15 protein-coding genes are annotated in these 18,383 nt (G+C 74.9%); 13 read left to right on the forward strand and 2 right to left on the reverse strand.

The features are described 5' to 3' along the window. Nucleotides 1–45 precede the first annotated feature (45 nt). Complete coding sequence (gene purB / locus ACZ4MO_RS01145; protein ID WP_175008745.1) at nucleotides 46–1,533, reverse strand: adenylosuccinate lyase; 1,488 nt, start codon at nucleotides 1,531–1,533, stop codon at nucleotides 46–48. Nucleotides 1,534–1,703: 170 nt separating this feature from the next. On the opposite strand from purB, the gene ACZ4MO_RS01150 reads away from it, so the two are divergent. Both ACZ4MO_RS01150 and ACZ4MO_RS01155 read left to right on the forward strand, forming a co-directional pair. Further along, nucleotides 1,704–2,009, forward strand: a complete 306-nt coding sequence (locus ACZ4MO_RS01150) for a hypothetical protein (RefSeq protein WP_175008744.1) — start codon at nucleotides 1,704–1,706, stop codon at nucleotides 2,007–2,009. Beyond that, nucleotides 2,006–3,676 (forward strand): PGAP1-like alpha/beta domain-containing protein, encoded by a 1,671-nt coding sequence (locus tag ACZ4MO_RS01155; protein ID WP_186810414.1) that lies wholly within the window; start codon nucleotides 2,006–2,008, stop codon nucleotides 3,674–3,676. The genes ACZ4MO_RS01150 and ACZ4MO_RS01155 overlap by 4 nt, the downstream gene beginning before the upstream one ends. 70 nt (nucleotides 3,677–3,746) lie before the next feature. Here ACZ4MO_RS01155 and ACZ4MO_RS01160 read toward each other — a convergent pair whose 3' ends face one another. Beyond that, entirely contained in the window at nucleotides 3,747–4,136 is a 390-nt protein-coding gene (locus tag ACZ4MO_RS01160) for a phage holin family protein (protein WP_021483630.1), read from the reverse strand. Nucleotides 4,137–4,239: 103 nt separating this feature from the next. Here ACZ4MO_RS01160 and hisC point away from each other — a divergent pair, with 103 nt between their 5' ends. The 11 genes from hisC to ACZ4MO_RS01215 all read left to right on the forward strand — a co-directional run bounded on the left by hisC (nucleotide 4,240) and on the right by ACZ4MO_RS01215 (nucleotide 18,369). Further along, nucleotides 4,240–5,319 (forward strand): histidinol-phosphate transaminase, encoded by a 1,080-nt coding sequence (gene hisC, locus ACZ4MO_RS01165; RefSeq protein ID WP_175008742.1) that lies wholly within the window; start codon nucleotides 4,240–4,242, stop codon nucleotides 5,317–5,319. A gap of 119 nt (nucleotides 5,320–5,438) precedes the next feature. Then, the gene (locus ACZ4MO_RS01170) at nucleotides 5,439–5,729 is read left to right on the forward strand and encodes a lactococcin 972 family bacteriocin (protein WP_021483224.1); all 291 of its coding nucleotides are present in this window, start codon (nucleotides 5,439–5,441) and stop codon (nucleotides 5,727–5,729) included. A gap of 60 nt (nucleotides 5,730–5,789) precedes the next feature. After that, nucleotides 5,790–7,835 (forward strand): bacteriocin-associated integral membrane family protein, encoded by a 2,046-nt coding sequence (locus ACZ4MO_RS01175; RefSeq protein WP_175008741.1) that lies wholly within the window; start codon nucleotides 5,790–5,792, stop codon nucleotides 7,833–7,835. 16 nt (nucleotides 7,836–7,851) lie between these two features. Further along, entirely contained in the window at nucleotides 7,852–8,541 is a 690-nt protein-coding gene (locus tag ACZ4MO_RS01180) for an ABC transporter ATP-binding protein (RefSeq protein ID WP_074805744.1), read from the forward strand. Nucleotides 8,542–8,598: 57 nt separating this feature from the next. Next, nucleotides 8,599–8,865 carry a DUF805 domain-containing protein gene (locus tag ACZ4MO_RS01185; protein ID WP_209828022.1) on the forward strand — a complete coding sequence of 89 codons (267 nt, stop codon included), beginning with the start codon at nucleotides 8,599–8,601 and terminating at the stop codon, nucleotides 8,863–8,865. Nucleotides 8,866–9,114: 249 nt separating this feature from the next. Then, nucleotides 9,115–10,293: a pyruvate dehydrogenase (acetyl-transferring) E1 component subunit alpha gene (gene pdhA, locus ACZ4MO_RS01190; protein ID WP_222592387.1), complete on the forward strand. Its 1,179-nt coding sequence runs from the start codon at nucleotides 9,115–9,117 to the stop codon at nucleotides 10,291–10,293. Then, complete coding sequence (locus ACZ4MO_RS01195; RefSeq protein WP_043656580.1) at nucleotides 10,290–11,282, forward strand: alpha-ketoacid dehydrogenase subunit beta; 993 nt, start codon at nucleotides 10,290–10,292, stop codon at nucleotides 11,280–11,282. Before pdhA ends, ACZ4MO_RS01195 begins: the two co-directional genes overlap by 4 nt. Nucleotides 11,283–11,338: 56 nt before the next feature. Next, nucleotides 11,339–12,823, forward strand: a complete 1,485-nt coding sequence (locus ACZ4MO_RS01200) for a 2-oxo acid dehydrogenase subunit E2 (protein ID WP_175008740.1) — start codon at nucleotides 11,339–11,341, stop codon at nucleotides 12,821–12,823. Between the two features lie 169 nt (nucleotides 12,824–12,992). Continuing rightward, entirely contained in the window at nucleotides 12,993–14,453 is a 1,461-nt protein-coding gene (locus tag ACZ4MO_RS01205) for an MFS transporter (protein WP_175008739.1), read from the forward strand. A gap of 2 nt (nucleotides 14,454–14,455) precedes the next feature. Continuing rightward, a complete protein-coding gene (locus ACZ4MO_RS01210) occupies nucleotides 14,456–16,636 on the forward strand; it encodes a molybdopterin oxidoreductase family protein (RefSeq protein WP_255437165.1) in 2,181 nt (726 codons plus the stop codon). Continuing rightward, nucleotides 16,633–18,369: an FAD-dependent oxidoreductase gene (locus tag ACZ4MO_RS01215; RefSeq protein WP_175008738.1), complete on the forward strand. Its 1,737-nt coding sequence runs from the start codon at nucleotides 16,633–16,635 to the stop codon at nucleotides 18,367–18,369. The genes ACZ4MO_RS01210 and ACZ4MO_RS01215 overlap by 4 nt, the downstream gene beginning before the upstream one ends. Nucleotides 18,370–18,383: the final 14 nt, after the last annotated feature.

Raw genomic sequence — 18,383 nt, forward strand, 5'->3', positions numbered from 1 at the left:
GATCCCCAGGATTCGGTCGCCGACCCCGTTCTCGGCGCCGGCCGGTCAGTCCAGGTAGGTCTCGACCAGGCGGGAGGCGAGGCCCGTGTACGTCGCGGGGGTGAGGTCCGAGAGGCGCTGCGCGACGTCGTCGGGCAGGCCGAGGCCGGCGACGAACTCGCGCAGGCGCGCCGCGTCGACGCGCTGGCCGCGCGTGAGGTCCTTGAGGCGCTCGTACGGGTTCTCCATGCCGGGGACGCCCGCGACCGACGCCGCACGCATGGCCGACTGGATGGGCTCGCCGAGCACCTCCCAGTTCTCGTCGAGGTCCGCCGCCATGAGGTCGGCGTTCGCGGCGAGGGCCTTCAGGCCGCGGCGCACGTTGTCGATCGCGAGGAGCGAGTGGCCGAACGCCGGGCCGACGTTGCGCTGCGTCGTCGAGTCCGTGAGGTCGCGCTGGAGGCGCGAGGTCACGAGCGTCGCGCCGAGCGTGTCGAGCAGCGCGGAGGAGATCTCGAGGTTCGCCTCGGCGTTCTCGAACCGGATCGGGTTGACCTTGTGCGGCATTGTCGACGACCCGGTCGCGCCGGGCACGGGGATCTGCGTGAAGAAGCCGAGCGAGATGTAGGTCCACACGTCGGTCGCGAGGTTGTGGAGGATCCGGTTGAACCGCGCGACGTCCGCGTACAGCTCGGCCTGCCAGTCGTGCGACTCGATCTGCGTCGTCAGCGGGTTCCACGTGAGCCCGAGGCCCTCGACGAAGTGCTTCGAGACCGACGGCCAGTCGACGCCCGGGACGGCGACGGTGTGCGCGCCGTACGTGCCCGTCGCGCCGTTGAGCTTGCCCAGGTACTCGGCCGCGCCGACGCGGCGGAGCTGGCGGCGCAGCCGGTGCGCGAGGACGGCGAGCTCCTTGCCCAGCGTCGTCGGCGTCGCGGGCTGGCCGTGCGTGCGCGAGAGCATCGGCACGTCGGCGTGCTCGCGCGCCATGTCCGCGAGCTGGTCGGCGAGCGCCGTCGCGGCGGGCAGCCACACCTGCTCGACGGCGCCGCGCACCATGAGCGCGTACGACAGGTTGTTGACGTCCTCGCTCGTGCACGCGAAGTGCACGAGCTCGCCGACGCCGGGCAGCACCGTGTCGGGGCCCAGCGACTCGGGCGCCGCGGCGAGGCGGCGCTTGACGAAGTACTCGACCGCCTTGACGTCGTGCACCGTCTCGCGCTCGATCTCCGCGAGCTCCGCGATCTCGGCGCCGCCGAAGCTGGCAGGGATGCGGCGCAGGTAGGCGACCTCGGCCTCGGAGAGCTGGGGCGCACCAGGCACGACCGGACGGACGGCGTTCTCGTCGACCGCCTGCACGCCGTTGCACAGCGTGATGAGCCACTCGACCTCGACGTGGATGCGCTCGCGGTTGAGCGCGGCCTCGCTGAGGTGGTCGACGAGCGGGGCGACCGCGGCGCGGTAGCGGCCGTCGAGCGGGCCGAGCGCGATCGGCGGGGTCACCTCGGCGAGGCTGACGCGGGCAGGGGCGGCTGCGGCGGGGTTCTCGGGCACGCCCCTGATTCTCCCACGCGTGCCCGACGGCGGTCGGTGCCGCCCGCAGTCCGGGCAACGGAGCCGTCGTGCGGCCCGTGGCCGTCCCCAGCGTCCGGTTGCGAGGGGTCGGTCCACAGCGTCCGCCCGGTCCTCGCCGCCGGTCGGCGGGGGTCCGTACGGTCGCCGCCATGCCGACCCCTCCTCCAGCCCCGTGCCTCGCCGCACCCTTCGGGATCACCCGCGCCCGCGACCAGGTCCTCACGGCCACGGACGACGCGGCGCGCGCCGCTGCTGCCCTGGGGACCCCTGACCTCCCGTGGTCCGGGCAGGCGCGGCACGCGTACGACGACGCGACGGCGGAGGTCCGGGCAGCCCTGGTCCGGCTCGACGGGACGCTCGAGTGCTGCCTCACAGGGCTGGACGCTCTCACCGTGCTCGCGGAGACGGACGTCGCGAGCCTCCGGGCGGAGCTCGCCGCGGTAGGCGGCGCGTGAGCGGGACGTGGCCCGCACCGTCCGTCGTGATCCGTGGCGGGACGGAGCCGACCGTGATCGAGACGGCGGCGGTCGTCGCGCAGGCCGTGGCGCTCGCGGGGCGCGCGGACCTCCTGGCGGGAGCGGCGGTGGCGCTGCGGGACGCCCGGCACGGCGTGGAGGTCACGACGGCGACGCCCACGGCGTTCGCCGGTCGGCTCACTCCGCCCGACCTGCTCCGGTCCGCCTCGGGCTGGAACCTGCCGACGACGCCGTTCTGGTCGACGGAGGTCCGTGCCGCCCGCGCGGCCGTCCTCGACGAGCTCGACGCGGCGGTCCTGCTCGCCGAGCAGCAGGAACGGGGCCTGCGGCGGCTCGCCGCGCGTCTGCACCAGGCGGTCCGGGTGTACGACGACGCGGACGCCGCGGCCGCCGCCGGGTGGTCCGACACCGCGTTGGTCGTGGCGGGACGGCACTACGGGCTGGCGGGGGCGGGCGTCGCCGGGCTCGGGATGATCGTCGCGCAAGGCCTCGCCGGGCTCGCGCAGTCCCTGCTGCACGGGGGGCCCGCTCTCGGTCGGCTCGTCACGACGGGCGAGGCGCTGCACCCCGCGACCGTCCGCGCGCTGGGTCGCACGATCGGCATGCTCGACCCGGACCGCCCCTGGTACGCCGTGCCGACGGTCGGGAACGCGGCGGCGGTGCTGCGGGCGTCCGTCCAGCCGCTGCGCGACCGGTTCCTGCCCGACCCGGAGGTGCGGCGGGTCGACGCGGCGCCCTACGACCTGCCGACCCCCACGGACACGCGGTCCGCCCTCGGCGCCGTGGCGGCGCTCGGGAGCACGGACTCGGTGCTGAGCGTCCAGCGCATCGTCAAGGACGGCGGGACGCCGACGTGGGTCGTCGCGATCCCGGGCACCCAGCCCGGCAACCTCCGGACGGTGTGGAACATGACGTCCAACTACGACCTCATGTCCGACGACGAGTCCCAGCGCGCGCGGGCGGACAGCGTGCGGGCGGTGCTCGACGCGATGGGCCAGTCGGGCATCGAGCCGAAGGACGACGTCGTGCTCGTCGGGCACAGCCAGGGTGGCATGGTCGCGGCCACGATCGCGGCGGCGACGGTCGGGACCTACCAGGTGCGCCACGTGGTGACCGCCGGGTCGCCGGTCGGTGGGCACGACCTCCCGCCCGGCGTGCGCGCCACGCACCTCGAGACCAGCGGGGAGGGGGTCTCCGGCCTCGACGGGAAGCCGAACCCGGCGACGCCCGAACGCGTGACGGTGACCGGTACCGTCTTCGCGCCCGGCGGCGGGCCGCCGCTCGACGTGCCGCACTCCGTCGGCTACCACCAGGACGTGCTCGACGCCGCGGTCGAGGTGGGCGACCGCGGCCTCGAGGAGCACCTCACCGACGTGGAGCACTGGCTCGACGGGGAGGCGGAGGAACCGCTCGTCTACGAGGCGCGTCTCGTCCCGGACCCCGAGACGACGTTCTGCGTCGGTGAGCTCGCGGTGCCGAGGCCGCCGTGGCCCCCGTGGCCGGCTCCGGACGGCGTCGTGACGGCGCCGGGTCCGTCCCTCGGCACGCCGGGGACGTTCGGGACGGCGGGCGGCTCCGGCACGCTCGGCGGCACGGGCACGCTCGGGGGCGCCGGGACGGGTGGTGGCGAGGACGATGCGCGGTGACGGCCCGGTGCCGTCCCCCGGCGGGCCGGTCGGGAGGGCGGGCGGCGGCGCGCGCGGTGGAGCGCTCGGGTCAGCGGTCCTGGGCCTTCGGCACGACGGCCGAGACGAGGAAGTTGATCACGGCGATGATGAGGGCCGCGAGCAGCGCCCACCAGAACCCGCCGATGATGCGGATGCCCCAGTCCGTCTGCTCGGTGATCCACGCGGTGAGCATGAGCATGAGCGCGTTGACGACGAGCGAGAACAGCCCCAGCGTGAGGATGTAGAGCGGGATCGAGAGGACCTGCACGATCGGCTTGATCACCGCGTTCACGAGCGAGTAGAGCAGCGCCACGACGAGGACGATCACGACCTTGCCGCCGGCCGTGTCGGAGCCGACGATCTGGAAGTGCTCGTCCATGAACAGGCTCGTGAGCCAGATCGCGAGACCGGTGATGAGGACGCGGACGACGAAGCTCATACCCGGCATCCTGCCATCCGGGCGGTCGTGCGGCACGGGCGCCGCGCGTGGCGCGCCGTCGTCCGCCACGGACCGCGGTGCACGAGTGGCATGATCGAGGACCGTGGCCCACGAACCTCGCGTCCCCCTGCGTCCTGCCGTCGCCGCCCTGCCGGCCTACGTCCCGGGGGCGCGCGTCGCCCCGGGTGCGGCGGCGTTCAAGCTCTCCTCGAACGAGAACCCGTACCCGCCCCTGCCCTCGGTCGTGGCGGCGATCGCCGACGCCGCGGCGGACGCGAACCGCTACCCGGACATGTACGCGACCGAGCTCACCGAGGCGCTCGCGGCGGACCTCGGGGTGGGGGCCGACGAGGTCGTCGTGGGCAACGGCTCGGTCGCGGTGCTCGCGCACGTGCTCCAGGCGTTCGTCGAGCCGGGCGACGAGGTCGTCTACCCGTGGCGCTCGTTCGAGGCGTACCCGATCGCGGTCGCGGTCGCGGGCGGCACGTCGGTGCAGGTCCCGCTGCAGTCCGGGGAGCACCGCGGGCGTCTCGACCTGCCCGCGATGGCCGCGGCGGTCACCGAGCGCACGCGTGTGGTCATGGTGTGCACGCCCAACAACCCGACCGGTCCGGCGGTGCACCGCGACGAGCTCGAGACGTTCCTCGCGGCGGTCCCGTCCGAGGTCCTCGTGGTGCTCGACGAGGCGTACCTCGAGTTCGTGCGGGACCCGGAGGCCCCCGACGGTCTGGCGGTGTACGCGCAGCACCCGAACGTCGTGCTGCTGCGCACGTTCTCCAAGGCGTACGGTCTCGCCGGTCTGCGCGTCGGGTACGCCGTCGCGCGTCCGCGCCTCGCCGCCGGCGTCCGTGCCGTGTCGACGCCGTTCGGCGTCTCGCACGTCGCGCAGCGGGCGGCCATCGCGTCGCTCGGGGCGCGGGAGGAGCTCCTGCAGCGCGTCGAGCACCTCGTGGCGGACCGCACGCGGCTCGTCGAGGGTCTGCGGGACCAGGGCTGGTCCCTGCCGGAGTCGCAGGCGAACTTCGTGTGGTTCGACCTGGGGGAGCGCACGGCGCAGCGCGCCGAGGAGGCCCGTGCTGCCGGCGCGATCGTGCGCCCGTTCGTGGGCGAGGGTCTGCGCGTGAGCGTGGGGGAGCCGGAGGCGACCGACCTCTTCCTGCGCGTCAGCGCGACCTGGCTGTAGCCCTTCCTCGACGACCCTCTGCGTTCCGGCAACAGAACTTCCCCAGTTCGACCGAACCCCTGGTGCTCGCGCCTCCGGATTGCTACTTTTACGTAGCAATCACTTCCGAAGGGGGAGATATGAGGTTTGGTCGAGTACTGACGACGGCGATGGTCGCCGGGGTCCTGGCCTTCACACCGGCGGCGGCGTTCGCCGGCTCGCAGCTCGTGGGCGGCGGGATCTGGAACTACGGGACCAGTGCGGGGGCGATCTACTCGCACTACCTGCACAACACCCAGTGCCACGGTGCGTCCGTGCACAACGGGAAGCTCTACCGGGTGACCAACATCAAGCCCGGGGTCTGGGCGAAGGTGCACGCCAAGGACTGGCCCATGCGCGTGGACCACGCCTACTGGCACAAGTGCGCGTAGCACGGACGCAGGGCAGGGGCGGCGCCGTGCCGCCCCTGCCCGGTCCGGCGCGGAGCCCCCATGCCGAACAGAAGCCTCAGCCTGGCCTACGCCCTCGCGGTGGTCGTCAGCCTCTTCCTCGCCTTCTTCACGGTGCAGGCCTACAGCGAGTTCGCGGTCCGGGGCTTCGACGCCCAGCTCCGCGTCGACTCCCTCGGCACCACCGTGTCGAGCGCCGAGGTCTACGGGACGATCGCGACCTTCGCGACCTCCCGCGACTGCACCGTCGCCAAGGTGACCTTCGACCTCACCGACGTCTCGACGCGGCACCTCTCCGTCCTCGGTGACGGCTCGGCCGACCCGGGCGGGCGGTGGCTCGACCACGGGGTCGCCGACTTCAGCCGGGGCGTCACGACGCAGGTGCACCCGGGGTCGGAGCTCGGGGCGACGAGCCCGGTGGGCTCCTACGGGCTTTCGTGCGGCACGGCCGAGGCCCAGGCGCTGGCCGCCGCGCTCCGGGAGGCCGGTGTGACGGGGTCGGCCGACTCGTACCCGACGCTGATCTCGTGGCACCGTTACCTCGCGGGCACGCCGATCCCGGCGGGCTACGCCATCGCGACGGTCGCCGTCGTGCTGCTCGCGGGGTGCGGTGCGCTCCTCAACGCCCGGGCGTACGCGGTCCAGCGACTCCAGGGCGCGCCGTTCTCCAGCATCCTGGGGCGTGACCTCGCGCCGATCGGCCGGCGCCTCGTCGTCCACCTGGGCGTGGCCACGGCCGTCTGCGCGGTCCTCCTCGGCGCCTACAACGGGTTCGCCCAGCTGACGACGTTCCTCGGCCTGGCCCTCCCCGTCCTCGCCGGGCTGCTGCTCGTCACCGTGACGGCCCACGCCGTCTCGGCGGCCGCCGCGCAGCGCATCCCGCTCGCGGCCGCGATCAAGGGCGAGTCCGTCGGGGCCTGGGTGGTCCCCGCGGCGTTCGGCGTGCGGCTCTGTGCCCTCCTCATCCTCGTCGCGTCGATCTTCTCCGCCGTGCACGCGGGCCAGCTCATCGCGGGCCAGCAGGCCGCCCGCTCCGCCTGGCAGAGCGCGGGCGACGCGACCTCCGTGGGCGTGGGTGGTGACGACCAGGCCCGAGCGGGCGAGTTCGCGCAGCGGCTGGGCGAGCTGGTCGTGCGGGCGCTCGACGACCGCGAGGCCGTGCTCGCCGCGCAGCAGCCCGTCTCGGCGTTCGGCACGGTGACGGTCGCGCCCGAGGACCAGCCGGTCCTCCTCGTGAGCCCGTCCTACCTCGCCGAGCAGGACGTCCGCGACGCGGCCGGGTCGCGGCTCGCGCCGCCGCCGGGGACGTGCCTCACGCTCCACCTGCCCGCCACGCTCCGGGCGGACCAGCAGGACGACGTCGCGGCCGCCGTCGGCTCGTGGGCGGAGTACTTCGGCGCGACGTGCGCCGTCGAGCGCGGTGCGCCGCTCGCCGAGGGCAGCACGCTCTTCGACTACGGCAACGCCGCGGACCCGAGCGCGTCGCCGCTCGTGGACGACCCCGTCGTGCTCGTCGTCGACCCGTCCTCGGAGGTCGTCAGCGCCGACGGGTACGGCGCCTACACCTCGACGGGGGACGTGGTCTTCCTCGACCCGGCGTACGTGCTGGAGGAGAGCCGCGCGGCGGGCATCCGCGACTACGTGCTGTCGGTCACCCCGATCGCCGACGCCGCGGCCGAGGAGTACCAGAAGCTCGTCCGGAGCTTCCGGCTCGGGCTCGCGAACATCGCGGCGGCCGCCGGCGTCGTGCTGCTCACCGCGGTCGTGGTGTCGAGCGCGTACACGCGGCGGTACGCGCAGAGCGTGTTCGTCCGCTACATCGCGGGGTGGTCGTTCGCCGCGCGGTACCGCGCGGCGTTCCTCGCCGAGGCCGCCTCGGCGGTGCTGGTCGTCGCGTGCGTGGCGGCGAACCCGCCGCGGACGCCACCGGCCCTCGGGGCCGTCGTCGCGGCGGCCGCGCCGCGGCTGCTCGGGGGAGCGGAGCCGCTCGTCGCGGTCGCGGTGTGCCTCGTGTCGTCCGCCCTGCTGGTGACCGCGCTCGCCGTGGCCCAGCGCAGGCTCCTGCGGACGCGATCCAGTGACAGCTGAACGAAGGGGGATGGCGATGATCGAGGTCGTGGGTGCGGCCAGGTTCTACGGGGCGCGGACGGTCTGGACGGGCCTCACGCTGAGCGTGGAGGCAGGCTCGATGGCAGGGCTCGTGGGATCGAGCGGCTCGGGGAAGACGACGCTGCTCAACTGCCTGGGCCTGCTCGACCGGCTGGACGCGGGGACGCTGTTCGTGGACGGGCGCGACGTCACCGCGCTGAGCCCGCACGGGCGACGCCTGTTCCGGCGCGACGAGCTCGGGTACCTGTTCCAGAACTACGCGCTCATCGACAACGCGACGGTCGCGACGAACCTCGACGTGGCGCTCGTGGGCCGGGGCGTCCGGCGGGCGGACCGAGCGCGTCGGCGTGAGGAGGTGCTCGAGCGCGTGGGCCTCGGCGGCTACGAGCGCGCTGCCGTCTACGAGCTCTCGGGCGGCGAGCAGCAGCGGGTCGCCGTGGCGCGGCTGCTCCTCAAGCGTCCGCGCGTCGTCCTGGCGGACGAGCCCACCGGGGCGCTCGACGAGGGGAACGCCGACGCGATCGTCGGGCTCCTGCGCGAGCTCGCGGACGAGGGGCGCGCCGTGGTGGTCGCGACGCACAACCCGCGCGTCGAGCAGGCGTGCGACACCGTCCTCGAGCTCGGCGCCTCGACCCAGCACGTGGCCCGCGCGCTCGTCGGCGCGGACGACGACGGCACGCCGTAGCGGGCGGGCGCCCGCGGAGCGGTTGCCGGGTCCTGGACACGCGAGAAGACTCGCGGTATGGACAACCAGGAGTGGGAGCAGTTCGTCGAGGACAACGGCTGGCTCTTCGGGGGCGCGGCCCTGGTCCTCTACATCGCGGTGGCGGTGATCTTCTTCATCGCCTACGTCCGGATCATCCAGAAGGCCGGCTACTCCGGCTGGTGGGTGCTCGTGGGCCTCGTGCCGATCCTCAACGTCGTCATGTTCCTCGTGTTCGCGTTCTCGCGCTGGCCGGTCCTGCGCGAGCGCGACGCGCTGCGCTCGGGCGGCGTCTACCCCCGGTAGGGCCGACCCCCCGCGGGCCGGGGGTGCGCCGGTCGGGATTGGAGGTTATCTACAGCCCGTCGTGACGGACGTTGGGCGACACGTCGGAGGCGCTACCTACGGGGTCGTAGCCTACGCTTGCGTAGGCTACGGAGACGTAGGTTCCGACGGCGCCCCGCACCGGGCGCCTCCTGCCCCCGAGCGGGCCGGCCGCACGGCCGGGCCGCACCGAAGGAGAGTCGCGTGACCGAGAACGACGCGAGAACCGGCGTGCGGGACGCTGCGAGCACGCACCCCGACCTCCCCGACGTCGCGGGCGGTCCCGACGACGCACCCCTGCTCCAGCTCGTGACCCCGGCCGGCGCCCGCGTCACGACCCCCGAGACCGACGCCTACCGCGAGCGCGTCGCCCACCTCGACGCCGCGGCGCTGCGCGGGCTCTACCGCGACATGGTGCTCACGCGCCGCTTCGACGACGAGGCGACGTCGCTCCAGCGCCAGGGCGAGCTCGGCCTGTTCGCCCAGGCGAAGGGCCAGGAGGCCGCGCAGATCGGCTCGGGCCGCGCGCTCGCCCCGCAGGACTACGTCTTTCCGTCGTACCGCGAGCACGGCGTCTCGCACGTACGCGGCATCGACCCGACGGCGCGCCTGCGCCTCTTCCGCGGCGTGGACCACGGCGGGTGGGACCCGACGGCGCACAACGTCCACCTCTACACGCTCGTCATCGGGTCGCACGCGCTGCACGCGACGGGGTACGCCATGGGCGTCCAGCGCGACGGCCTCGTCGGGTCGGGCGACCCGGAGCGCGACGCGGCCGTCGTCACGTACTTCGGCGACGGCGCGACGTCGCAGGGCGACGTCAACGAGGCGCTCGTCTTCGCGGCCGTGAACAACGCGCCGGTCGTCTTCTTCTGCCAGAACAACCAGTGGGCGATCTCGGAGCCGACGTCCCGGCAGACCCGCGTGCCGCTCTACCGCCGCGGCGGCGGGTTCGGCATCCCCAGCGTCCGGGTCGACGGCAACGACGTGCTCGCGTGCTACGCCGTGACCGCGGAGGCGCTCGAGCGCGCCCGCTCCGGCGGCGGCCCGACGTTCGTCGAGGCGTTCACCTACCGCATGGGCGCGCACACGACGTCCGACGACCCGACGAAGTACCGGTCGCGCGCCCAGGAGGACTACTGGCGCCGTCGGGACCCGATCGACCGGCTCGAGAACCTGCTCCGCGCCGAGGACGCGTGGGACGACGCGTTCGCCGCCGACCTGGCCGCTGAGGCCGACGCGCTGGGCGAGCGGCTGCGCGACGAGGTCCGCGCGCTCGCCGCGCCCGACCCGTCGAGCATGTTCGACCACGTCTACGCGACCCCGAACGCCGTGGTCGAGCGCGAGAAGGCGTGGTTCGCCGACTACCAGCAGTCCTTCGAGGAGCCGACCGCGGAGGTGGCGCGATGAGCGACAGCAAGACCCTGACCCTGGCCCGCGCCATCAACGAGGGGCTGCGCCGGTCGCTGGAGAACGACCCCAAGGTCCTGCTCATGGGCGAGGACATCGGCGCGCTCGGCGGCGTCTTCCGCGTGACCGACGGCCTGCAGAAGGACTTCGGCGAGGACCGCGTCGTGGACACGCCGCTCGCGGAGTCCGGCATCCTGGGCACCGCGATCGGTCTCGCGCTGCGCGGCTACCGGCCGGTGTGCGAGATCCAGTTCGACGGGTTCATCTTCCCGGCGTACGACCAGATCACGACGCAGCTCGCGAAGATGGGCTACCGCTCGGGCGGGAAGCTCCAGGTGCCCGTCGTGATCCGCGTGCCGTACGGCGGCGGGATCGGTGCGGTCGAGCACCACAGCGAGAGCCCCGAGGCGCTGTTCGCGCACACGGCCGGCCTGCGCGTCGTGTCGCCGTCCACGCCGCAGGACGCGTACACGATGATCCAGGAGGCCGTCGCCTCGCCGGACCCGGTGCTCTTCTTCGAGCCCAAGGGCCGCTACTGGGAGAAGGGGCCGGTCGACGTCGCGGGCCGCGGCGAGGGCGCGACCGTGCTCGACCGGGCGCGTGTCGTCCGCCCCGGCACGGACCTCACGCTCGTCGCCTACGGGCCGACCGTCGCGACCGCGCTCCGCGTCGCCGCGGCGGCCGAGCAGGAGGGGCGCAGCATCGAGGTCGTGGACCTGCGCAGCATCTCGCCGCTCGACACCGCGACGGTCGTCGAGTCCGTCCGCCGGACGGGGCGCTGCGTCGTCGTGCACGAGGCCCCGACCTACCTCGGCTCGGGGGCCGAGGTCGCGGCGCGCGTGACCGAGGAGTGCTTCTACTCGCTCGAGGCGCCCGTGCTGCGCGTCGGCGGGTTCCACACGCCGTACCCCGTCGCGAAGATCGAGCACGACTACCTGCCGAGCCTCGACCGCGTGCTCGACGCCGTCGACCGCGCGTTCGCGTTCTGACGCGCGTCCGCCGCGACCTCGACAGCGCCGACCGGGACCACCAGGAGGACCACGCAGTGCCCACCTTCGAGAAGTTCAACCTCCCCGACGCGGGCGAGGGCCTCACCGAGGCCGAGATCGTGCACTGGCACGTCGCCGTCGGCGACGCCGTCACGGTCAACCAGACGATCGTCGAGATCGAGACGGCGAAGTCGCTCGTCGAGCTGCCGTCGCCGTACACGGGCGTCGTGACGGAGATCCTCACGCCCGAGGGCACGACGGTCGAGGTCGGCGTGCCGATCATCGTCGTGGACACGGACCCGGGCGGCACCGCCCCGGCGCCGACCGCACCGGCCGGCGTCGTGCCCGACGGAGCGGACGCGCCCGCCATGGCCGCGTCGCCGCAGCCGGTCGCAGGCTCCGGCGACGCCACGGCGCCCGCAGCGAGCGAGGGCTCCGGCTCCGTGCTCGTCGGGTACGGCACGGTGGAGCCGGGCACGGCCCGACGCCGCCGCCGCGCGGCCGAGCCCGTCGCCACCGAGCCCGCCCCGACGACCCCGGACCGTGCGACCCCGGCGGCAAGCCCTGCACCCCCTGCCCCGGCACCGGCCTCCGCCCCGCGGGCGAGCGCGCCGGCCGCCGTCGGGCACGCGACCCTGCCGGTGCTGGCCAAGCCGCCGGTGCGCAAGCTCGCGAAGGACCTGGGCGTCGACCTCGCGAGCGTCGCGGGCACCGGACCGGGCGGGATCGTCACGCGCGAGGACGTGCAGGCCTACCACGAGCAGGCGAAGGCGCAGCCGCTCGCGACGTACGCGGACGACGACCAGCCGTGGCTCGCGTCGGGCGCCGTCACGGCCGACGGCCGCCAGACGCGCGTGCCCGTGAAGTCGGTGCGCAAGCGCACGGCCGAGGCGATGGTCACGAGCGCGTTCACCGCCCCGCACGTCACGGTGTTCCACACGGTCGACGTCACGCGCACCATGAAGCTCGTCCGCACGCTGCGGGAGGACCGCGAGTTCGCGGACGTGCGCGTCACGCCGCTGCTCGTCACGGCCAAGGCGCTGCTCCTCGCGGTGCGTCGTCACCCGGAGATCAACGCGAGCTGGGACGACGCCGCGCAGGAGATCGTCTACAAGCACTACGTGAACCTGGGGATCGCGGCGGCGACGCCGCGCGGGCTCGTCGTGCCGAACATCAAGGACGCGCACCGCCTCGACCTGCACGGGCTCGCCGGGGAGATCGCGGACCTCACCGCGACGGCGCGGGCCGGGCGCACCTCGCCGTCCGCGATGTCCGACGGCACGATCACCATCACGAACGTCGGGGTGTTCGGCATCGACACGGGGACGCCCATCCTCAACCCCGGGGAGGCCGCGATCCTCGCGTTCGGCGCGATCCGTGAGCAGCCGTGGGTCCACAAGGGCAAGATCCGCAAGCGCTGGGTCACGCAGCTCGCGCTGAGCTTCGACCACCGCCTCGTCGACGGCGAGCTCGGCGCGCGCGTCCTGGCGGACGTCGCTCGCATCCTGGAGGACCCGGCGCGCGGTCTCGTCTGGGGCTGAGCCCACCCGTCGGCACCCACCTGACGACGAGCGACCGGGCAGCCGCTCACAGCGGCCCCCGAGCGGGTGTGCGGAAGACCTCACACGGGCTTAACGGGGCTCGCGCGCGGGGGAAACACGGCGTTCCTAGCGTCCTGGTCACTGACCGGGACCTGCTGAAGGAGCCGCCATGTCCGCGCCCACGAGCCCCACCACCCACGAGGGTGAGCAGTCCGCAGCACGCCCGTCCGTCGTCGCGCCCGCGACGCCGCTCGCGCCAGGACGCGCACCGGCGTCGCCCGGGACGCAGCACCGCCGCTCCGGGCGCTGGATCGACCGCTGGGACCCGGAGGACCCGACGTTCTGGCGCGACGGCGGCCGCCGGGTCGCGAGCCGCAACCTCGGGATCTCGGTGCTCGCGGAGTTCCTCGGTTTCGCGGTCTGGGCGCTGTGGTCGATCGTCGTCCCGCAGCTCCCCGCCGCCGGGTTCGCCTTCACCGTGGACCAGCAGTTCTGGCTCATCGCCGTCCCCAGCCTCGTCGGCGCGACCCTGCGCATCCCCTACACGTTCGCCGTGCCCCTGTTCGGCGGGCGCAACTGGACGGTCGTGTCGGCCCTCCTCCTGCTGCTCCCGACGGCGGCGCTCGCGGTCGTCGTGCAGGACCCGGGGACGTCGTTCGGCGTGATGCTGGCGGTCGCCGCTCTCGCCGGCTTCGGCGGCGGCAACTTCGCGTCCTCGATGGCGAACATCTCGTTCTTCTACCCGGAGCGGGAGAAGGGCAAGGCGCTGGGTCTCAACGCCGCGGGCGGCAACCTGGGGACGGCGGTCGTGCAGCTCGCGGTGCCGCTCGTCATCGTCGCCGGGGCGGGCGTCGCGCTCGAGCGCGCGGGCCTCATGATGATCCCCTTCATCCTGCTCGCGGCGTTCCTCGCCTGGCGGTTCATGGACAACCTCGCCACCGCGAAGGCGGACCCGCGGTCGTTCGCCGTCGCGACGCGGAACCGGCACACGTGGATCATCTCGTTCCTCTACATCGGGACGTTCGGGTCGTTCATCGGCTACGCGGGCGCGTTCCCTACGCTCCTCGCGGGCCAGTTCCCGGAGGTCACGCTCTCGATCGCGTTCCTCGGCGCGCTGGTCGGCTCGGTGTCCCGGCCGCTGGGCGGCATCGTCGCGGACCGGCTGGGCGGCGCGCGCGTGACGATCGCGTCGTACGGGGTCATGGCGCTGGGCGCGGTCGGTGCGATCCGAGCGCTGGAGACGCACAGCTTCGGCCTCTTCTTCGCGTCGTTCCTCGTCCTGTTCGTCGCGACGGGCGTCGGGAACGGCTCGACCTACCGGATGATCCCGGCCGTCTTCCAGGCGAGCGCGGCCCGGGCCCTCGCCGGCACGACGGCGAGCGACCCCGCGGCCCTCGCCGCGGCCCGGGTGCGCGCCCGCCAGGCCGCGGCCGGGTGCATCGGGATCGCGGGCGCCGTCGGCGCCTTCGGGGGGTTCCTCATCCCGCGCGGGTTCGCCGCGTCGACGAGCCTCTCGGGATCGCTCGTCCCCGCCCTGTGGACGTTCGTGGGGATGTACGCGGTGATGGCGGTCGTCGCGTGGGCGGTCTACCTGCGCAAGGGCTCTGCCCTCGCGGCGGCCGGGATCTGAGCGTGGACACCCACTGCCCCTACTGCGCGCTCCAGTGCGGCATGACGCTCACGCCCGCGCGCGGCCCGCTGCCGGTCACGGTCGCCCCGCGCGACTTCCCCACCAACCGCGGCGGGCTGTGCCAGAAGGGCTGGACGAGCGCGACGGTGCTGCGCGCGCCCGACCGGCTCACGAGCCCGCTCCTGCGCGGGCCCGACGGCGAGCTCCGGCCCGCGTCGTGGGACGAGGCCCTCGACGCGGTCGCGGCCGGGATCGGTCGGGTCCAGGCCGCGCACGGCCGCGACGCGGTCGCGGTGTTCGGCGGCGGCGGCCTGACGAACGAGAAGGCGTACGCGCTCGGGAAGTTCGCGCGCACGGTGCTGCGGACCGCGAACATCGACTACAACGGGCGGTTCTGCATGGCGTCCGCGGCGGCGGGGGCGAACCGCGCGTTCGGCGCCGACCGCGGGCTCCCGTTCCCGCTCGCCGACCTCGGCGGCGCGGACGCCGTGCTGCTGCTCGGGTCGAACGTCGCCGAGACGATGCCGCCGTCCGTCCAGCACCTCGCGGGCGTGCGCGCGCGGGGCGGGCTCGTCGTCGTGGACCCGCGCCGCAGCGCGACGGCGGCGCTCACGGGGGAGGCGGGGGACGCCGTCGGGCAGGGGGTGCACCTGCAGCCGGTCCCCGGGACCGACCTGGTGGTGCTGCTCGCGCTGCTGCACGTCGTCGTCGCCGAGGGGCTCGCGGACACGGCCTACCTCGACGCGCGCACGACGGGGTTCGACGACGTCCGCCGCTCCGTCGCCGGGTGGTGGCCCGAGCGCGCGGAGTCGGTGTGCGGGGTGCCCGCGGGACGGCTGCGGCACGTCGCCCGGCTGCTCGCGGCGGCGTCGCCCGTCCACGGGGGCGCGGGCGCGTACGTGCTCACCGGCCGCGGCGTCGAGCAGTCCTCGCAGGGCACGGCGACCGTGACCGCGGCGATCGACCTCGCCCTCGCGCTCGGCCTGCCCGGCCGGGTGGGGTCGGGGTACGGCGCGATCACCGGCCAGGGGAACGGTCAGGGCGGACGCGAGCACGGGCAGAAGGCGGACCAGCTCCCCGGGTACCGCAGGATCGACGACCCGGCGGCCCGCGCGCACGTCGCCGCGGTGTGGGGTGTCGACCCGGCGACGCTCCCCGGCCCCGGGATGCCCGCCGTCGAGCTCCTGCGGTCGCTCGGGGCGCGGCCCGGACCGGGCGGTGCGACCACGACCTACGCCGACGACGGGCGCCCGCGCGCGCTGCTCGTGCACGGGTCGAACGTCGTGGTCAGCGCGCCGGACGCGGACCGGGTCACGGCCAACCTGCGCGCCCTCGACCTGCTCGTGGTGTGCGACCTCGTGCCGTCGGAGACGGCGCTGCTCGCGGACGTCGTGCTGCCCGTGACGCAGTGGGCCGAGGAGGAGGGCACCATGACGTCGCTCGAGGGGCGCGTGATCCGACGGCGCCGCGCGGCCGACGCGCCGGGCGGAGCGCGGTCGGAGCTGTGGATCCTCGCGGAGCTCGCGCGCCGGCTGGGGTCCTCGGTCTCCTTCCCGACCGACCCGGCCGTCGTCTTCGACGAGCTCGCGCGCGCGTCCGCGGGCGGCGTCGCGGACTACGCGGGGCTCAGCCACGCGCGCCTCGACGCGGACGAGGCGGACGGCGGCCCGGGCCTGCACTGGCCGGTGCCGTCCCCCGACCACCCGGGCACCCCGCGGATGTTCCTCGACCGGTTCGCGACGCCGGACGGACGTGCCCGCATGGTCGCGGTCGACCACACGGGCCCGAGCGACGACGTGCGCCCCGACGCGCCGCTCTACCTCGTCACCGGCCGCGTGCTCCAGCACTACCAGTCGGGCGCGCAGACCCGGCGCGTGCCGGAGCTCGACCGCCTCGTCCCGGAGCCGTTCGTCGAGGTCCACCCGGTCCTGGGCACGCGCCTCGGCGTCGACGACGGGGACCGGGCGCGCCTCACGACCGCGCGCGGCGCCATCGAGGCGGTCGTGCGGTGGACGGACCGCGTCCGGCCGGACACCGTCTTCATGCCGTTCCACTGGGGCGGTGAGGGCAGCGTCAACCGGGTGACGACCGACGCGACCGACCCCGTCTCCGGGATGCCCGAGTTCAAGGTCTGCGCCGTGGACGTGCGACGCGCCCCCGCGCTCCAGGAGGTCGCGGGATGACGCGCGTCGTCGTGGTCGGTCACGGCATGGTCGGGTCCCGGTTCGCGGGCGACCTCGCGGCGCGGTGCGGGATCCCCGGGGGGTCCGCCGACGTCGAGGTCACCGTGCTCGGCGCGGAGGAGCACGAGCCGTACAACCGCGTGCTGCTCAGCGAGGTCGTCGCGGGCCGGGCCGATCTCGCGGCGATCGCGTTGCCCGCCACGGACGACCCGCGCGTGACGGTCCGGCGCGGTACCGAGGCCCTCGCGATCGACCGGGCGGCGCGCCGCGTCGTCACGGGCGAGGGCGCCTACCCGTACGACGTCGTCGTGCTCGCGACGGGCGCCGCCGCACGCGTCCCGGACGTGCCCGGTCTTACCGGCCTGCCGGGCGGCCTGCCCCGCGGCGCGCACGTCCTGCGCACGCTCGACGACGCGCGCGCGATCGTCGCGGGGTCGCTCGACGCGCGGCACGCCGTCGTCGTGGGGGCGGGCGTCCTCGGCCTTGAGGTCGCGTGCGGGCTCGCGCGTCGCGGCGTCGCCGTGAGCCTCGTGCACGGCGGCGCGAGCGTCATGGACCGTCAGCTCGACCGCGCGGCGGGCGGCGTCGTCGCGCGGGGTCTCGCCGGCCTCGGGGTGCGCACCTGGACACGGGCCCGGACCGAGCGCGTGGTCGTGGACGGCGGCACGGTGCGGGGCGTGACGCTCCGGGTGGCCGACGGCGGCCCGCGCGACCTCGCGGCGGACAGCTCGGGCGCGCCCGCGGGAGCGTCGGACGGCGTGCGTCGGGTCGACCTCGACGCCGACCTCGTCGTGCTCGCGTGCGGCACGGTGCCCGAGGCCGGGCTCGCGCGGGCGGCAGGGCTCACCGTCGACCGGGGGGTCGTCGTCGGCCCCGACCTCGCCAGCCCGGACGACCCGCGCGTGTTCGCGGTCGGCGACTGCGCCCAGCCGCCCGAGGGCGGCACCGGGCTGATCGCCCAGGGGTGGGACCAGGCGCGCCGGCTCGCGCAGCACCTCGCGGACCGGCTCATCGCCGGGGCCGACGGCGCGGGGAGCCCGGGCGCCGCACGAGGGGCCCCGCCGGACCGGCAGCGCGCGCGCCGGGGACCGGCCCCCGACCGGCCGAGCGTCGCGCTGCGGCTCGCGACCGACGTCGTCGCGCGCCCGCTCGAGCCGACGGCCGACCCCGGGGTCGGCACGCGCGCGACCGCCGGGACCGGCGTCGTGCGGGTCAAGGCGGCGGGGCTCGAGATCGTGACGATGGGCGTGTGCGGCGAGCGTCGCGCGCCCGACGCGACGCACCGGTCCGTGACGCTGAGCGACCCGGCGTCGGGGCGGCACGTCGAGGTCGTCGTCGCGGACGGGCTGCTCGTCGGCGCGACGTGCGTCGGCGCGCCCGAGGTGGGTGCCGACCTCACCGCCACGTACACGCGCCGCGTCCCCGTGCCCACCGACCCGGCCCACCTGCTGCTGCGCCCCGTCGCGCAGGCGCCCGCCCCGGCGTCGTCCCCGACGCTCATGCCCGACCGCACGACCGTGTGCACGTGCAACGGCGTGACCAAGGGCGACGTCGTGGGCTGCTGGCACGACGGCGCCCGGAGCGTCGACGACGTCGCACGGGCGACGCGCGCGACGACGGGCTGCGGCGGGTGCAAGGACGTCGTCTGCGGCCTGGTCGACTGGCTCGCGCAGACCGACCCGGAGCAGCCGCGGGCCGACGGCGCACGGGCGAGCGTCGGTCTCGGCGCGTGAGGCCGGCAGGTCCT

This window comes from Sphaerisporangium cinnabarinum, assembly GCF_055567015.1.

What these genes read in the sequence shown, in the direction of transcription:
- ACZ4MO_RS01160 (WP_021483630.1), bottom strand. Translation starts at nt 4,136, where the DNA reads ATGAGCTTCGTCGTCCGCGTCCTCATCACCGGTCTCGCGATCTGGCTC.
- ACZ4MO_RS01175 (WP_175008741.1), top strand. Translation starts at nt 5,790, where the DNA reads ATGCCGAACAGAAGCCTCAGCCTGGCCTACGCCCTCGCGGTGGTCGTC.
- ACZ4MO_RS01185 (WP_209828022.1), top strand. Translation starts at nt 8,599, where the DNA reads ATGGACAACCAGGAGTGGGAGCAGTTCGTCGAGGACAACGGCTGGCTC.
- ACZ4MO_RS01150 (WP_175008744.1), top strand. Translation starts at nt 1,704, where the DNA reads ATGCCGACCCCTCCTCCAGCCCCGTGCCTCGCCGCACCCTTCGGGATC.
- ACZ4MO_RS01170 (WP_021483224.1), top strand. Translation starts at nt 5,439, where the DNA reads ATGAGGTTTGGTCGAGTACTGACGACGGCGATGGTCGCCGGGGTCCTG.
- ACZ4MO_RS01180 (WP_074805744.1), top strand. Translation starts at nt 7,852, where the DNA reads ATGATCGAGGTCGTGGGTGCGGCCAGGTTCTACGGGGCGCGGACGGTC.
- ACZ4MO_RS01205 (WP_175008739.1), top strand. Translation starts at nt 12,993, where the DNA reads ATGTCCGCGCCCACGAGCCCCACCACCCACGAGGGTGAGCAGTCCGCA.
- ACZ4MO_RS01195 (WP_043656580.1), top strand. Translation starts at nt 10,290, where the DNA reads ATGAGCGACAGCAAGACCCTGACCCTGGCCCGCGCCATCAACGAGGGG.
- ACZ4MO_RS01215 (WP_175008738.1), top strand. Translation starts at nt 16,633, where the DNA reads ATGACGCGCGTCGTCGTGGTCGGTCACGGCATGGTCGGGTCCCGGTTC.